At 40.9% G+C, this 16,005-nt stretch carries 12 protein-coding genes; 11 read left to right on the top strand and 1 reads right to left on the bottom strand.

The window, feature by feature from the left end; translation table 11 throughout:
- The first annotated feature begins 70 nt into the window (after positions 1-70).
- Positions 71-1,408 carry an MATE family efflux transporter gene (locus DWZ33_RS09065; RefSeq protein ID WP_118454576.1) on the top strand — a complete coding sequence of 446 codons (1,338 nt, stop codon included), beginning with the start codon at positions 71-73 and terminating at the stop codon, positions 1,406-1,408.
- A 22-nt stretch (positions 1,409-1,430) separates the two neighbouring features.
- Here the strand turns inward: DWZ33_RS09065 and DWZ33_RS09060 are convergent, their stop codons facing one another.
- Positions 1,431-3,836 (bottom strand): hybrid sensor histidine kinase/response regulator, encoded by a 2,406-nt coding sequence (locus DWZ33_RS09060; protein ID WP_118454575.1) that lies wholly within the window; start codon positions 3,834-3,836, stop codon positions 1,431-1,433.
- Positions 3,837-4,067: 231 nt separating this feature from the next.
- Between DWZ33_RS09060 and DWZ33_RS09055 the strand changes: the two genes are divergently transcribed.
- From DWZ33_RS09055 to tcpF, 10 genes are all read left to right on the top strand, one after another.
- Positions 4,068-5,531: a GntR family transcriptional regulator gene (locus DWZ33_RS09055; protein WP_118454574.1), complete on the top strand. Its 1,464-nt coding sequence runs from the start codon at positions 4,068-4,070 to the stop codon at positions 5,529-5,531.
- 72 nt (positions 5,532-5,603) lie between these two features.
- Positions 5,604-8,063, top strand: a complete 2,460-nt coding sequence (locus DWZ33_RS09050; RefSeq protein ID WP_118454573.1) for an EAL domain-containing protein — start codon at positions 5,604-5,606, stop codon at positions 8,061-8,063.
- A 636-nt stretch (positions 8,064-8,699) separates the two neighbouring features.
- On the top strand, positions 8,700-9,014 hold the full coding sequence (locus DWZ33_RS09035) for a YdcP family protein (RefSeq protein WP_000420682.1): 315 nt from the start codon (positions 8,700-8,702) through the stop codon (positions 9,012-9,014).
- Between the two features lie 15 nt (positions 9,015-9,029).
- Positions 9,030-9,416 carry a YdcP family protein gene (locus DWZ33_RS09030; protein WP_000985015.1) on the top strand — a complete coding sequence of 129 codons (387 nt, stop codon included), beginning with the start codon at positions 9,030-9,032 and terminating at the stop codon, positions 9,414-9,416.
- Between the two features lie 28 nt (positions 9,417-9,444).
- Positions 9,445-10,830, top strand: coding sequence for an FtsK/SpoIIIE domain-containing protein (locus DWZ33_RS09025; protein WP_000813488.1), 1,386 nt, complete (start codon positions 9,445-9,447; stop codon positions 10,828-10,830).
- Positions 10,831-11,007: 177 nt separating this feature from the next.
- On the top strand, positions 11,008-12,213 hold the full coding sequence (mobT, locus tag DWZ33_RS09015; RefSeq protein WP_000398284.1) for a MobT family relaxase: 1,206 nt from the start codon (positions 11,008-11,010) through the stop codon (positions 12,211-12,213).
- Between the two features lie 42 nt (positions 12,214-12,255).
- Positions 12,256-12,477, top strand: coding sequence for a hypothetical protein (locus DWZ33_RS09010; protein ID WP_001009056.1), 222 nt, complete (start codon positions 12,256-12,258; stop codon positions 12,475-12,477).
- A 116-nt stretch (positions 12,478-12,593) separates the two neighbouring features.
- The gene (locus DWZ33_RS09005) at positions 12,594-13,091 is read left to right on the top strand and encodes an antirestriction protein ArdA (protein WP_000342539.1); all 498 of its coding nucleotides are present in this window, start codon (positions 12,594-12,596) and stop codon (positions 13,089-13,091) included.
- An 88-nt stretch (positions 13,092-13,179) separates the two neighbouring features.
- On the top strand, positions 13,180-13,572 hold the full coding sequence (locus tag DWZ33_RS09000; protein ID WP_000723888.1) for a conjugal transfer protein: 393 nt from the start codon (positions 13,180-13,182) through the stop codon (positions 13,570-13,572).
- Positions 13,556-16,003, top strand: a complete 2,448-nt coding sequence (gene tcpF, locus DWZ33_RS08995; RefSeq protein WP_000331160.1) for a conjugal transfer ATPase TcpF — start codon at positions 13,556-13,558, stop codon at positions 16,001-16,003. The genes DWZ33_RS09000 and tcpF overlap by 17 nt, the downstream gene beginning before the upstream one ends.
- The last annotated feature ends 2 nt before the right edge of the window (positions 16,004-16,005 follow it).

Genomic DNA, 16,005 nt, shown 5'->3' with positions numbered 1-16,005 from the left:
AATTATCATTCACAGACTTTTACTTCCCTGTTATCTATTGTATAATGAATTGTATTTTATGGAGGTTTTTATGACAAAAGATATGACAAGCGGCAATCCAACACAGCTTATCCTTGGCTTTGCTGTTCCTTTATTGCTGGGTAATATATTTCAGCAGTTATATAATATGGTTGACAGTATTATTGTCGGCCGCGGTATCGGTGTTGACGCATTAGCCGCTGTCGGTGCTACCGGTTCAATAAATTTTTTAGTATTGGGATTTGTAATTGGTCTGACAACTGGTTTTTCAATTCTCATCTCTCAATATTACGGTGCCAATGATCTTGATGAAATGAAACGCAGTGTTACCATGTCTGTTTATCTTTCAATCGGTGCAACAGTCTTGATAACAACCATTTCGGTACTTGGCGCACGGCCGCTTCTGGAAGTGATGAATACCCCTGCCAACATCCTTGAAGATGCTTTAACCTACATCATTATTATATTCTGGGGCATTGGCGCAACAATAGCCTTTAATTTATTTTCCGCGATGCTCAGAGCGTTGGGTGACAGCCGTACACCCCTGTACGCGATGATTGTTTCTTCATTAGTCAATATCGGTCTTGATCTCTACTTTGTCATCAGTTTGGGTATGGGAGTTGCCGGTGCAGCCTATGCGACAGTAATTGCTCAGATTCTGTCATGTTTTTTCTGCTTTTTCAGAATCCTCGGCATCAAAGATCTGCATCTGAAAAAACAGCATTGGAGCTTTCATCCGGAATTGCTGCTCCGTTTATTTAAATTGGGTGTACCCGTAGCCTTTATGAATTCCGTAACGGCTATCGGCGTCATGGTTCTGCAGTTTGTTGTCAATGGTTTTGGCTCCATCTATGTAGCTGCTTATTCCACTGCCAATAAAATCATGAACCTTGTCGAACAACCCGGTGTTACCTTTGGCTTAGCTATGGCAACTTACGCGGGACAAAATCTCGGTGCCGGTCAATATGAGCGGATTAAACTGGGACTGAATAAAACAATTCAGATATCTACCGGTGTCAATATCGTATTAGCCTTAATCATGCTGTTTTTCGGCAAACAAATCTTAGCGCTGATGGTTTCCGGCAGTGAGGTTGAAGTGATTCAAATCGCTTATCAATATATCGTTATCTGTGTGCTGGCTTTATGGGTATTAGGACTGCTGTTCATCTATCGTTCATCGCTTCAGGGAATGGGTGATACCGTCATTCCAATGGTATCCGGCGCTGTAGAATTTATCACCCGTATCGTTATTGCTGTCACACTGCCCGGCATCATTGCTTTCCACAGCATCGGTATTGCGGAAATATCCGCATGGATCACTGCCACAGCCTTATTGATGGCTACCTTCTACAAGCGGATCAATGTATATTTAAAAATAAAGAATAATTAAAAAGGAACGCGCGTTCCTTTTTTCATATTTCAATATGATCAGTAATTGTTTGATAAAGCTGATCCGGATCAATCGGTTTAGAGAGATGTCCATTCATGCCTGCTTCACTTGCTTTTACCACATCTTCATGAAAAGCATCAGCGGTCATTGCGATAATTGGAATGGTACATGCTCTTGGATGCGATGATTTTCTGATTCTCTCGGCGGCTGAATAGCCATCCATGACCGGCATCTGAATATCCATCAAAATCAAATCATAAAGATGCCCTTTAGCCATAAATTTATCTAGTGCCTGCTGGCCATCAGCCGCCCAGTCCACACTGATGCCTACCATTTTTAATAACTCCACAGCGATTTCACGGTTCAGTTCATTATCTTCCGCAAGCAGGATATGACGGCCGCGCAAGGATGGATATTGCACCCTTTCCATTGGCGGGCGCACTGCTTTTTCAATGCCGGTAATCGATAAGAGTGTATTGTATAAGGAAGAGGCAAACACCGGTTTAGATAAAAATGAATTAGCTCCCGCCGCTCTGGCACTTTCTTCAATAGCGCTCCAATCGTATGCTGTGACAATAATGATTACCGTGTTCGCATCCGCAAACTGACGGATACGGCGCGTTACCTCAACGCCGTCAATATCCGAAAGCTTCCAGTCAATCAGACACACATCATAGCCTTCGCCGCTTTGATACGCATCATATACCTTATCGACACATGCTTTGCCTGTCAGTACCCAATCAGCACTGATACCCAGATTTTTAAGCAGCAATGAAGTATGAATACAGCCATCTTTATCATCATCCGCAATCAGCACCTTTAACGATTCGATGACATTTGGTTTAATAACTGTCAATGGTTTATCAGGCAAATCAAAATCAAGCTCTACCGCAAATGTTGATCCGCTGTTTTCTTTGCTGCTGACGGTGATTGTACCGCCCATTAAGGTAACCAGATTTTTGGCGATTGACATGCCTAAGCCAGTACCGCCGTATTTTTGACCGGTGGCGGCACTTGCCTGCTCAAAAGGTTTAAATAAGCGATCCATGAATTCCTCATTCATGCCGATTCCTGTATCACTGACCGTAAAACGCAGGCGCAGACGCTGATCGTGGCGCTGCAGCTGACGTATTTCCAAACGGATCGTACCGCCTTCAGGCGTGAACTTCAGTGCATTCGATAATAAATTCAGCAAGATCTGATTCAAACGCAGGGCGTCACCCAAAAGCTCTGTCTGCACAAGATCAATCACCGGTACTGAAAATGTCAGTCCCTTAGCCTCTGCCTGTGGATAAATAATGGAAAAAATTGAATCCACCACAGTTTCCAGATTAAATGGCTCATGCGCAATCAGCATCTTACCTTCATTAATCTTAGACATATCTAAAATATCATTAATTAAAGTCATTAAATGCTTAGAAGCATAACCAATCTTTTCAAGACAGTCACTGACACGCCGCTGATCATCAATATAAGCTGCCGCAATCGTCGTCATACCAATAATCGCATTCATCGGTGTGCGGATTTCATGACTCATGCGTGACAAGAAATCAGTTTTAGCTTGATTGGCCTGTTCAGCGGCATTCAGTGCGTCCTGAAGAGCAGCCGCCTGACGGGTTAATTTTCTTTGAATCTCTCTTAATTCAGTCACATCAGTAATATCAATAAAGATACATAAATAAATCGGACAGCCATTCTGCCAGTCAATACATGAAGCATTCACCTGAAGCCACAGCGTATCCCCCTGCTGACTCTTAACATGCATCACAAAACGAACCGGCTTGCCAGCCAGTAATTCATCTTTGTGTTCACTGATAACCTCTAAATTATTTTCAATATTATTCCGATGCAGTTCATTGCCATTATTTAAAGCATCACCGCCGAAATAATTCATGAACCGCTCATTACCATCTAACGCCGTTAAGCGCAGATCTTTTTCAATTCGATATTTGGCCACAAAACCCGGCAGATTTTCATAAGTGACAGACTGCTCCTTCTGGGTACGTACCAAATCATCAATATTGGTAAGCACTGAATAAGCGACCTGATAACCATTGATGTATTCATCAGCAAACTGGGCTGAAAACTGCACCCAGACATCCTCACCGCCCTTACGGCGCAGACGGGATACCATTTTATAACCGCTTTGATGCTCCTCAAGCGCCTTCATCACGGTTTTGCCAAGCTTCTGCCATTCTTCCTGACAGTCCATATATTCATAGTATAAATCAGGACGGTTATGAAAAATCGCCTCATATTCATCCTTCGGCCAATCAATGAGCTGATAATAAAAATCATTGGCCCAAATGAGTGTAAAATGATCATCTAAAAGATGCTTACTGACACTGACGCCCAATAATTGCATTAATGTACTATACTCATAATCCGAAGCTGTCTGCATCGTATCGGATATTTCTTTTTCTGTCATCGCAAGACCTCCCGCACCTTCATCTTAATTATTATTTAAAATTTGTCTCATTCTGCAGCGCAAACAGAAGTATGTGATCATCCAAACAGAAGAATGCACGATCTTATATAACCTTGTTCATAAGCATTTCTTTAATTATAACGCAATTTCTAAAAAACTCAACTATCCTATGGAGTCAAATCATGGTAAATGTTAAAATAATAAGTAAACAATCACTAGGAGGTATCATCCTTGAGAAATGAACAGCAATTTTCAAATCTGATCTATGAATATCTACTTCAAAAATTCCATTTTCAGCACTATCAGCTAAATGATACACTGCCAACTATTGATAGTTTCTGCCGCGAATTCAGCGTTTCGGCGCAAACTGTGCAGACCGCGCTTAAACGGCTGCGTGATGAGGGTTATATAACGATGCGCAACGGTCAATATACGAAAGTGATTTTCAGCCAGAGTGAAGCGGAAGCACAAGCATTTAATCTGCGCTTTTTTGCCGAGCGCAGCGCTGCTTTTGCGGATTTAAGTGAGGCTGGTCGATTAATCTGGATTCCCCTGCTGATTGAGGGAATGAAACAGCTGAATGCGGATGAAATTCATTATCTTTCTTCACTGGCCGAATGTACCCATGTGGAAGATCCGGTTTATTTCTATTGTTTTATTCTGCAGAAGCTGGAAAATCCATTGGCTATGAATCTCTTTTGGGAATTTACACTCTATCAGGGATTCCCTATCACTCATCGCAACAATACCGATAATTTTTATAATCTTGATTTGATTCGTCAGGGATTAAAAGGCGCTGTGCATTACCTCAAAATAAAAGCATGGCCTAACCTCTTAGATCAGCTGCTTTTGCTTCAGGATAATATTTATGCCCGCTCTGCCGATTATATACAAAAAGCCCAGGAGGCAAACAGCAGCGCGCCCCAGCTGCCTTTCCGATGGCGGATTTATCGTGAACGTCCGCAGCATTGTTACAGCTTGGCGGTGCGTTTGATGCATGACATTTATCTGGGTGAATACCGAGCTTCACACTATCTGCCCTCTTATGAAAAAATGGCAGAAAAATATGGATATTCCATCAGTACGATCCGCCGAACAATTAAATTGCTGAATCAGCTTGGCACATGCCGCAGTGAAAATGGCAAAGGTACCCGTATCTTCACGATTGGCGAAAAGGGTGATTCACCGGATTTCAGCTGCAAGGCGATCCGCCGCAATCTCGCCTACTTTTTTCAGGCCTTTGAGTTAATCATCTATTCATGTGAAAATGTCTTTATGATGACTCTGCCGACGCTGACTGTTCAGCAGTACAATGATTTAATCAATCAGCTGAAAATCTATGCAGACACTGATCAATGTGAATTATCGCTCTGGTGTCTGCTGATCACGATTGCTGAGGCGTGTCCGCTGCACAGCATCCGTGAAATATACGGCAAATTATATGGTTTATTCCTATGGGGACACCCGTTAAAAGCTAATCATGAAAGAGGCGGGCATAATATCAGCGATCAAGATTTTACTCTGGCACTGATACATACTCTTGAAAATAAAAATATTAATGAAACAGCGCTGCTGATTAAAGATTTTGTAAGCCGTCAGTTTATCCGTGCAGAAAACTATCTGCTGAAACAGGGAATGCAGCCTGAAGAACTGCGGCTGCCAATCTCCTTCCGTCTGCTTGTTCCCGCTGAATGATATCGTTTCCTTGCATTTTTTGGTAAATAAAGATAAGATAAAATATATAGAAGGACAATAAGGGGTGATTCTGTGAAACTTGATAACTTTTATGTTGATGACAAAATGGTCAGTAAGGCTTTGATGAGCAGTATCGATGATTATATCTATTTGGGAGATCTGACAACCAATGTGTTTTTTGTTTCACAGAATATGTATGATGATTTTGATTTACCCGGCCGTTTAGTAGAGGATCTGGTTAATGTCTGGGGAAGATTGATTCATGAAAAAGATAAAGAACGCTACTTTAAATCCATTGATGATATGCTGGCTGGCAAAGCGGATTCACATAACGAGGAATATCAGATCCGCAACCGCAAGGGTCAGTATGTTTGGGTACATTGTAAGGGATGTCTGTATCGTGATCCGCAAACACAGGCGCCGCTTTCATTCATCGGTATTGTAAAGAAACCATCATCACTTGGCAAGGTTGATTCTATAACCGGACTGCTTGCCCATGAAACATTCCAGGAAACGCTGCAGAATCTCTCGGCGGACGGCATGCTCGATAACGCCGGTTTTATGATTCTCGGCATAGATAATTTCACCAAAATCAATACGCTGAAAACACACCATTTTGGTGATATCGTACTGCGCAATACGGCTCAGGATCTGACAGGTTTATTGCCTGAAAGCGTTCAGCTCTATCGTTTTGACGGTGATCAATTTGCCATTTTTACACCCGACGGCACCCGCTGCTCATTACGGGCAATCTATGAAACCATTCAGGCTTATACATCGCACAGTCACAGTGCGGAGGGCCAGACCTATGATTTCACTATGTCAGCTGGGGCGGTACGTTTTGCCGATATCAGCGATATCGATGAAAAAGCTGAAAAATGCGCGGCTATCGCTTTAAAAGAAGCAAAAGCGAACGGCAAAAATCAGTGTGTCTTCTTTGAGGAAAGCATGCTGGATTATAAAGTAAGAGAACAGGCTATCCTTCAGGATCTTCAGGAAAGTATTGCCGATAACTATGCAGGCTATCATCTTGTCTATCAGCCAATAGCCGATGCGGCAACGCTGCGAATCATCGGCGCTGAGGCACTGCTTCGCTATCAAAGTAAAACCTATGGCGCCTTATATCCCGATGAATTCATCCATCTGCTTGAAAATTCCGGCTTGATTCTGCCGGTCGGGCGCTGGGTACTCAGCGAAGCAATCAAAATGTGCGCGAAATGGCGTCAGCGGATTCCGGAATTCGTCATGAGTGTAAATGTTTCATGTCTGCAGCTTAAAGATGATGATTTTCCTCATATCGTAGAAACGGAGCTTGAGAAAGCCCATCTGCCGGCCGACAGCCTGATCTTAGAAATGACTGAATCTTATTTCGTGAGTGATAGTGATATCATCGCAGACGCGTTATCAAAACTGCGGAAACTGGGCTGCAACATTGCTATGGATGATTTTGGCACCGGATATTCCTCATTGGGAAGACTGACAAACTTTAATATTGATATTGTGAAAATTGACCGTTTGTTTGTACAGCAGCTCTATGCCAACCATTTTAATCACAGCTTTATTGAAGCGGTCATCCGACTTTGCCACAGTGCCGGTATGAAGGTATGTGTGGAAGGTGTGGAAACCTGTGAGGAACAGCAAAGCATCAGTTCACTTTATTCAGATACTTTACAAGGCTATTTCTTCTCAAAACCTATACCGCCGCAAAGCTTTGAAGAGAATTTCATCGCGCAGCCAGACTGTATGGGTAAATATGCGATTAAAGAGGAATTGCCGCCATACTGCATTAAAATGTCCAGCAATAAGGATTTGTTGTTAATGATGATGGATGCGGTACCTTTAGGCTTTAACTTATGGAATCACAATTATCAGAATGTAGAATGCAATCATGCCGCTGTTAAGATGTTTGACTTATTAAGCGAAGAGGAATATCTCGATCATTTCTATGATTTATCCCCAGAATATCAGCCTGACGTTACACCCTCCATGCAGAAAGCAAAGGAATATATCAGTAAAGCCTTTGAAAAAGGCAGCTGTGTTTTCTATTGGCAGCATCAAAAACTGAATGGTGAGCCAATGCCTTGTGAGGTTACTTTAGTTCGCATCCGATATAAAAATGAATATCTGGTTGCCGGTTATACGCGTGATTTAAGAAGACAGTTACGAATTGAAGCACTATGTGAAAGCAAGTGTCATGTCTATGATCCGCTGCCTGAGGCAGTGATGATTTTTGACATTGCAAAGCATGCTTGTGTCTATGCAAATCCATTCATGCTTGAATTTGTCGATGCGAAAGCTTACCCGCTGCAGCTGGATCAATTTCTGATGCCGCCGCTGAGTATGAAGGAGCTCATTGATCTTTCATGTCATCAGCTGAATATCGGCAAATGTATCTTTACCTTTGAATTCAACCTGCTGATTAAAGGCAAGCCAACGCCTGTTTTAGCAAGCAGCACATATCTCAGTGATCATCATGACTATTTGATGATTACCTTAAATCGCACTGAATTAAAACCAGAAGTCAGTTTATAAGGAAATATCAAAAAAGCAGGCTATAATTCAATCACTAGAACCTGCTTCATTTTCTTTTAATACTATTGTCCATTATCCATAAAATCGTCACCCGCAAAAAGTGACGATTTTTATTATTTAATTTTAATGAATGAGCCAGCCATAATCCTGCCGACAATCCACTACATAATCTGCATATACAATATCATCAATGATTTGAGAGATTATCATATAGTGTTTCTCAAACACAATAAAACCAACGTCAATGTACACATCCCTAATAGTTCTGTTTTTAATTAATCCCTCAATAATTTTTCTATGAAAAATAGCATAAAAATCTAGTTATCCGCATAAAAACTGGACTTATCACACTTTATCAAGGTCAAAACCACTCAATTTACTACTAATTTACTACTTATGAATGAGCTTTGATACGACGATTTATCCTTGAAAAGTGAAGATATAAAGATACTTCCAATAAAATTTGAATATTTAATAGGTAGACACTTCAAAAAATGAGGTGTCTATTTTTTTACCCGATTTTGAAAGGAAGTGAACTTATGAAAACAAAAAATCAAGAATCAAAAGGTCGTTCCCCACTCTTTAAGACCATCAAACATTCATTCAGCCAATAAAAAAGAAAGGATAGGTAAAAATATGGAACTTAAATTTGTGATTCCCAACATGGAAAAAACATTCGGCAATTTAGAATTTGCTGGCGAGGATAAAGTCGTTCAGCGAAGAATCAACGGACGGCTAACTGTCTTATCAAGAAGCTATAATCTCTATTCTGATGTTCAAAGAGCAGATGATATTGTGGTGGTGCTTCCTGCTGAAGCTGGCGAAAAACATTTCGGCTTTGAGGAACGTGTGAAGTTAGTCAATCCACGTATTACCGCAGAGGGCTACAAAATCGGCACTCGTGGTTTTACAAATTACCTTTTACATGCTGACGACATGATAAAAGAATAAAGAAAGAGAGGAAAAATGATGAGATTAGCAAATGGCATTGTATTAGATAAAGACACGACTTTTGGAGAATTGAAATTCTCTGCTCTACGTCGTGAAGTGAGAATCCAAAATGAAGACGGGTCGGTTTCAGATGAAATCAAGGAACGTACCTATGACTTAAAATCCAAAGGACAAGGACGCATGATTCAAGTAAGTATTCCTGCCAGCGTGCCTTTGAAAGAGTTTGATTATAACGCACGGGTGGAACTTATCAATCCCATTGCGGACACCGTTGCTACTGCCACCTATCAAGGAGCAGATGTTGACTGGTATATCAAGGCAGACGATATTGTGCTGACAAAGGATTCTAGTTCATTCAAAGCTCAACCACAAGCAAAGAAAGAACCGACACAAGACAAATAGTCGCTAGGTAGAAAGGAGACTTTTTCGCATGAAACAGCGTGGTAAAAGGATTCGCCCATCTGGTAAAGATTTAGTCTTTCATTTTACGATAGCGTCACTCCTGCCTGTTTTCCTGCTGGTTGTCGGACTGTTTCATGTGAAGACAATCCAGCAGATCAACTGGCAGGATTTTAACCTATCACAAGCAGATAAGATTGACATTCCCTATTTAATTATCAGTTTCAGTGTCGCAATTCTTATCTGCTTGCTGGTAGCGTTTGTATTCAAACGGGTTCGCTATGATACGGTTAAACAACTTTACCACCGTCAAAAACTGGCAAAGATGATACTTGAAAACAAGTGGTATGAATCTGAACAGGTCAAAACAGAGGGTTTCTTTAAAGATAGTGCTGGTCGTACAAAGGAAAAGATAACCTACTTCCCTAAAATGTATTATCGACTTAAAAATGGCTTGATACAGATACGGGTGGAAATCACGCTGGGAAAATATCAAGACCAACTCTTACACTTGGAAAAGAAATTAGAGAGTGGCTTGTACTGTGAGCTGACGGATAAAGAGTTAAAGGATTCCTATGTGGAATATACTTTGCTCTATGACACCATAGCCAGTCGTATTTCTATTGATGAAGTAGAAGCTAAAGATGGTAAACTTCGCTTAATGAAAAACGTATGGTGGGAATATGATAAGCTCCCTCATATGTTGATTGCTGGTGGTACAGGTGGCGGTAAAACTTACTTTATACTGACACTGATTGAAGCCTTGCTTCATACAGATTCAAAACTGTATATTCTTGACCCGAAAAATGCTGATCTTGCGGACTTAGGTTCTGTGATGGCAAATGTCTACTATAGAAAAGAAGACTTGCTTTCTTGCATTGAAACATTCTATGAAGAAATGATGAAACGTAGTGAGGAAATGAAGCAGATGAAGAACTATAAGACTGGCAAAAATTATGCTTACTTAGGTCTCCCGGCACACTTCTTAATCTTTGATGAATACGTCGCTTTCATGGAAATGCTGGGAACAAAAGAAAACACCGCAGTTATGAATAAGCTGAAACAGATTGTCATGTTAGGTCGTCAAGCTGGCTTCTTTCTAATACTGGCTTGTCAACGTCCAGACGCAAAATATTTAGGCGACGGAATCCGTGATCAGTTTAATTTCAGAGTGGCTTTAGGTCGTATGTCTGAAATGGGCTATGGCATGATGTTTGGCAGTGACGTACAAAAGGATTTCTTCTTAAAGCGAATCAAAGGTCGTGGCTATGTTGATGTAGGAACAAGTGTCATATCAGAGTTTTATACTCCCCTTGTACCAAAAGGATATGATTTCTTGGAGGAAATTAAAAAGTTATCCAACAGCAGACAGTCCACGCAGGCGACGTGCGAAGCGGAAGTCGCAGGTGTGGACTGATCTTGCTGGCTGGTGTGGCAATAGCCACGCCAGCACTTAACCCCCCGTATCTAACAGGGGGGTACAAATCGACAGGAAACAGTCAAAAAAACATTAGAAAATCCTTTGGTTACAAGGGATTTACAAAATTTCAGCGTATGTCAAATGGGCTTTAAAAGTTGACATACGCCTTTTTGATTGGAGGGATTTTTACTGAATGAACAAACTTGGTTACAGCATTTAAAAGAAAAACGCTTGGCTTATGGACTATCTCAAAACCGTTTAGCTGTTGCGACTGGTATTACAAGGCAGTATCTAAGCGATATTGAAACAGGAAAAGTCAAGCCATCAGAGGATTTACAGCAGTCCCTTTGGGAAGCTCTGGAACGCTTCAATCCCGACGCTCCCCTTGAAATGCTGTTTGATTATGTAAGAATTCGCTTTCCGACAACAGACGTACAGCAGGTGGTCGAAAACATCTTACAACTGAAACTGTCCTATTTTCTTCATGAGGACTATGGTTTCTATTCTTATTCAGAGCATTATGCTTTAGGCGACATATTCGTCCTTTGCTCCCATGAACTGGACAAAGGAGTTCTGGTGGAATTGAAAGGTCGTGGGTGCAGACAATTTGAAAGCTATCTTCTGGCACAACAAAGAAGCTGGTATGAGTTCTTTATGGACGTTTTGGTGGCTGGCGGTGTGATGAAACGCCTTGACCTTGCCATTAACGATAAGACAGGGATTTTAAATATCCCTGTACTCACTGAAAAGTGCCAACAGGAAGAATGTATCTCCGTCTTCCGCAGTTTTAAAAGCTATCGCAGTGGCGAACTGGTACGCAAAGAGGAAAAGGAATGTATGGGAAACACCCTCTATATCGGTTCATTACAAAGTGAAGTTTATTTCTGTATCTATGAAAAGGACTACGAGCAGTACAAGAAAAATGATATTCCCATTGAAGACGCAGAAGTAAAAAACCGTTTTGAGATTCGATTGAAAAATGAGCGTGCCTATTATGCAGTCCGTGATTTACTCGTCTATGACAATCCAGAGCATACCGCCTTTAAAATTATCAATCGGTATATCCGTTTTGTAGATAAAGACGATTCCAAACCTCGTTCTGATTGGAAACTGAATGAAGAATGGGCTTGGTTTATTGGGAACAATCGTGAACGATTAAAACTAACCACAAAACCAGAGCCTTACTCCTTCCAAAGGACGCTGAACTGGCTATCTCATCAAGTTGCCCCGACCTTAAAGGTTGCGATTAAACTTGATGAAATCAACCAGACGCAGGTTGTAAAAGACATTCTCGACCATGCGAAACTGACAGACCGACACAAGCAGATTTTGAAGCAACAGTCAGTAAAAGAACAGGACGTGATAACAACAAAAAAATAACTCAAATACAAATTCATTGAATATAGAGAGGAGAACATTTTTATGAATTTTGGACAAAACCTTTATAACTGGTTTCTATCAAACGCTCAATCACTGGTGCTTTTAGCAATCGTTGTGATTGGCTTGTATCTTGGCTTCAAGCGTGAGTTTAGCAAACTGATTGGCTTTTTAATTATTGCGATTATTGCGGTTGGCTTAGTCTTCAACGCTGCTGGAGTAAAAGACATTTTACTAGAGCTATTCAATCGCATTATTGGTGCTTAAATAAAACCGTTCTTTTGTGGAATATAAGTGGTTTTCTTATGTTCCGCAAAGGAATGGTACACCAAACGAAGTGCGGTAGGGATTTTTGAATCTCTACAAAGAAAGGACGTGAATATATGGACGATATGCAAGTCTATATTGCGAATTTAGGCAAATACAATGAGGGCGAATTGGTCGGTGCGTGGTTTACCTTTCCCATTGACTTTGAGGAAGTCAAAGAGAAAATCGGCTTGAATGATGAATATGAGGAATACGCCATTCATGACTACGAGTTACCCTTTACGGTTGACGAATACACTTCCATTGGCGAACTCAATCGACTATGGGAAATGGTATCGGAATTACCCGAAGAATTACAATCGGAGCTATCTGCTCTGCTCACTCATTTTTCAAGCATTGAAGAACTAAGCGAACATCAAGAGGATATTATCATTCATTCCGATTGTGATGATATGTATGACGTGGCACGCTACTACATTGAAGAAACGGGTGCTTTAGGCGAAGTACCAGCTAGTCTTCAAAACTATATTGATTATCAAGCCTATGGTCGGGATTTAGACCTTTCAGGAACGTTTATCTCAACCAATCATGGGATTTTTGAAATCGTCTATTAAATCTGTCGGTACATTACTACTGGCAGATTTTCTATTTTACGGGGTGGCTCAATCAGCTACCCCTATTTTTTATGAAAGGATTGATTACATGAAGAAAATACGAAGCTATACCAGTATCTGGTCTGTGGAAAAGGTACTGTATTCTATCAATGATTTTAGACTTCCGTTTCCCATAACCTTTACGCAAATGACATGGTTTGTCGTGTCACTCTTTGCAGTGATGATACTTGGCAACTTGCCCCCTCTTTCCATGATAGAGGGAGCATTTCTCAAATACTTTGGGATTCCTGTGGCTTTCACATGGTTTATGTCTACAAAAACTTTTGATGGTAAAAAGCCTTATGGATTTTTGAAGTCTGTCATTGCTTATGCACTGCGACCAAAGCTGACCTATGCAGGAAAAAAAGTAACGCTTGGCAGAAACCAGCCACAAGAAGCCATTACAGCAGTTAGGAGTGAATTTTATGGCATATCCAATTAAATACATTGAAAACAATCTCGTCTGGAATAAAGACGGGGAATGTTATGCTTACTATGAGCTTGTTCCTTACAATTACTCATTTCTAAGTCCAGAACAGAAAATACAAGTGCATGATTCTTTCAGACAGCTTATCGCACAAAATCGTGATGGCAAAATTCATGCTTTACAAATCAGTACAGAATCCAGCATACGTTCTGCACAAGAGCGTTCCAAAAATGAAGTCACTGGCAAGCTCAAAGCGGTTGCCTATGACAAAATCGACCAACAGACAGACGCTTTAATATCCATGATTGGCGAAAATCAAGTGAACTACCGTTTCTTTATCGGCTTTAAGTTGCTTCTCAACGATCAGGAGTTTTCTATGAAAAGTCTTACCGTTGAAGCAAAAAATGCTTTGTCTGATTTTGTCTATGATGTGAACCATAAGCTGATGGGCGATTTTGTTAGTATGAGTAATGATGAAATCCTGCGTTTTCAGAAGATGGAAAAGCTCTTAGAAAATAAAATCTCTCGTCGTTTCAAAATCCGCAGGTTAGATAAGGACGACTTCGGCTATCTGATTGAACACCTTTACGGACAGACAGGCACTGCCTATGAAGAGTATGAGTACCATCTATCAAAGAAAAAGCTGGATAATGAAACGCTGATTAAATACTATGACTTGATTAAGCCTACTCGCTGTTTGGTGGAAGAAAAACAGCGATATTTGAAAATCCAGCAGGAAGATGAAACCGTCTATGTAGCTTACTTTACCATTAACAGCATTGTCGGAGAACTGGACTTCCCGTCCTCTGAAATCTTCTACTACCAGCAACAGCAATTTACATTCCCGATTGATACGTCAATGAATGTGGAAATTGTAGCGAATCGTAAAGCCCTATCTACTGTCCGCAATAAAAAGAAAGAACTGAAAGACTTGGATAACCACGCTTGGCAAAGTGATAATGAAACCAGCTCCAATGTGGCGGAAGCTCTGGAAAGTGTGAATGAGCTGGAAACCAATTTAGACCAAAGCAAGGAATCTATGTACAAGCTGTCTTATGTGGTAAGGGTATCAGCAAATGATCTTGACGAACTCAAACGTCGTTGTAATGAAGTGAAAGATTTTTATGACGATTTAAGCGTAAAACTGGTACGACCATTTGGGGATATGCTCGGCTTACATGAAGAATTTTTACCTGCCAGCAAGCGTTATATGAATGATTATATTCAATACGTGACCTCTGATTTCCTCGCTGGTTTAGGTTTTGGTGCTACTCAAATGCTGGGGGAAAATGAGGGGATTTATGTTGGCTACAGCTTAGATACTGGACGCAATGTCTATCTGAAACCTGCTCTTGCCAGTCAAGGGGTTAAGGGTTCAGTAACCAATGCGTTAGCGTCGGCTTTTGTTGGTTCGCTGGGTGGTGGTAAATCCTTTGCGAATAACCTTATCGTCTATTATGCGGTGCTTTATGGGGCACAAGCAGTGATTGTAGACCCAAAAGCAGAACGTGGCAGATGGAAAGAAACCTTGCCAGAGATTTCCCATGAAATCAATATCGTCACTCTGACTTCTGATGAGAAAAACAAAGGCTTACTTGACCCTTATGTGATTATGAAAAATCCCAAAGATTCTGAATCACTGGCTATTGATATTCTGACATTCCTTACGGGGATTTCCTCTCGTGATGGGGAACGCTTCCCAATCCTTAGAAAAGCCATTCGTGCAGTAACCAATAGTGAAGTACGAGGGTTGATGAAAGTGATTGAGGAATTACGGGTTGAGAATACGCCACTAAGTACCAGTATAGCCGACCATATCGAAAGTTTTACAGACTATGACTTTGCACATTTATTATTCAGTAATGGTTATGTGGAGCAGTCTATCAGCTTAGAAAAACAACTGAACATTATACAGGTTGCGGACTTGGTACTTCCCGACAAGGAAACTTCCTTTGAGGAATATACCACTATGGAGCTTTTATCCGTTGCTATGCTGATTGTCATTAGTACCTTTGCTTTAGACTTTATCCATACAGACCGAAGCATTTTCAAGATTGTAGATTTAGACGAAGCATGGAGCTTTTTACAGGTAGCACAAGGAAAAACACTATCTATGAAGCTGGTTCGGGCTGGTCGTGCTATGAACGCTGGGGTATATTTCGTGACCCAAAATACAGACGACCTCTTAGATGAAAAACTGAAAAATAACCTCGGCTTAAAATTTGCATTTCGTTCCACTGACCTTAACGAGATTAAAAAGACCTTAGCCTTTTTTGGTGTAGACCCAGAGGACGAAAACAATCAGAAGCGATTGCGTGATTTGGAAAACGGGCAATGCCTTATCAGTGATTTATATGGTCGTGTCGGTGTGATACAGTTCCACCCTGTATTTGAAGAACTGCTCCATGCCTTTGATACCAGACCACCTGTGCGAAAAGAGGTGTAAAT

Origin of the sequence: Dielma fastidiosa, assembly GCF_003475485.1 — a bacterium.
Lineage (GTDB): Bacteria > Bacillota_I > Bacilli_A > Erysipelotrichales > Erysipelotrichaceae > Dielma > Dielma fastidiosa.
This window is presented reverse-complemented; position numbering and strand designations above follow the sequence as displayed.

What these genes read in the sequence shown, in the direction of transcription:
- DWZ33_RS09065 (WP_118454576.1), top strand. Translation starts at nt 71, where the DNA reads ATGACAAAAGATATGACAAGCGGCAATCCAACACAGCTTATCCTTGGC.
- DWZ33_RS09060 (WP_118454575.1), bottom strand. Translation starts at nt 3,836, where the DNA reads ATGACAGAAAAAGAAATATCCGATACGATGCAGACAGCTTCGGATTAT.
- DWZ33_RS09035 (WP_000420682.1), top strand. Translation starts at nt 8,700, where the DNA reads ATGGAACTTAAATTTGTGATTCCCAACATGGAAAAAACATTCGGCAAT.
- DWZ33_RS09030 (WP_000985015.1), top strand. Translation starts at nt 9,030, where the DNA reads ATGATGAGATTAGCAAATGGCATTGTATTAGATAAAGACACGACTTTT.
- DWZ33_RS09025 (WP_000813488.1), top strand. Translation starts at nt 9,445, where the DNA reads ATGAAACAGCGTGGTAAAAGGATTCGCCCATCTGGTAAAGATTTAGTC.
- DWZ33_RS09010 (WP_001009056.1), top strand. Translation starts at nt 12,256, where the DNA reads ATGAATTTTGGACAAAACCTTTATAACTGGTTTCTATCAAACGCTCAA.
- DWZ33_RS09005 (WP_000342539.1), top strand. Translation starts at nt 12,594, where the DNA reads ATGGACGATATGCAAGTCTATATTGCGAATTTAGGCAAATACAATGAG.
- DWZ33_RS09000 (WP_000723888.1), top strand. Translation starts at nt 13,180, where the DNA reads ATGAAGAAAATACGAAGCTATACCAGTATCTGGTCTGTGGAAAAGGTA.
- tcpF (WP_000331160.1), top strand. Translation starts at nt 13,556, where the DNA reads ATGGCATATCCAATTAAATACATTGAAAACAATCTCGTCTGGAATAAA.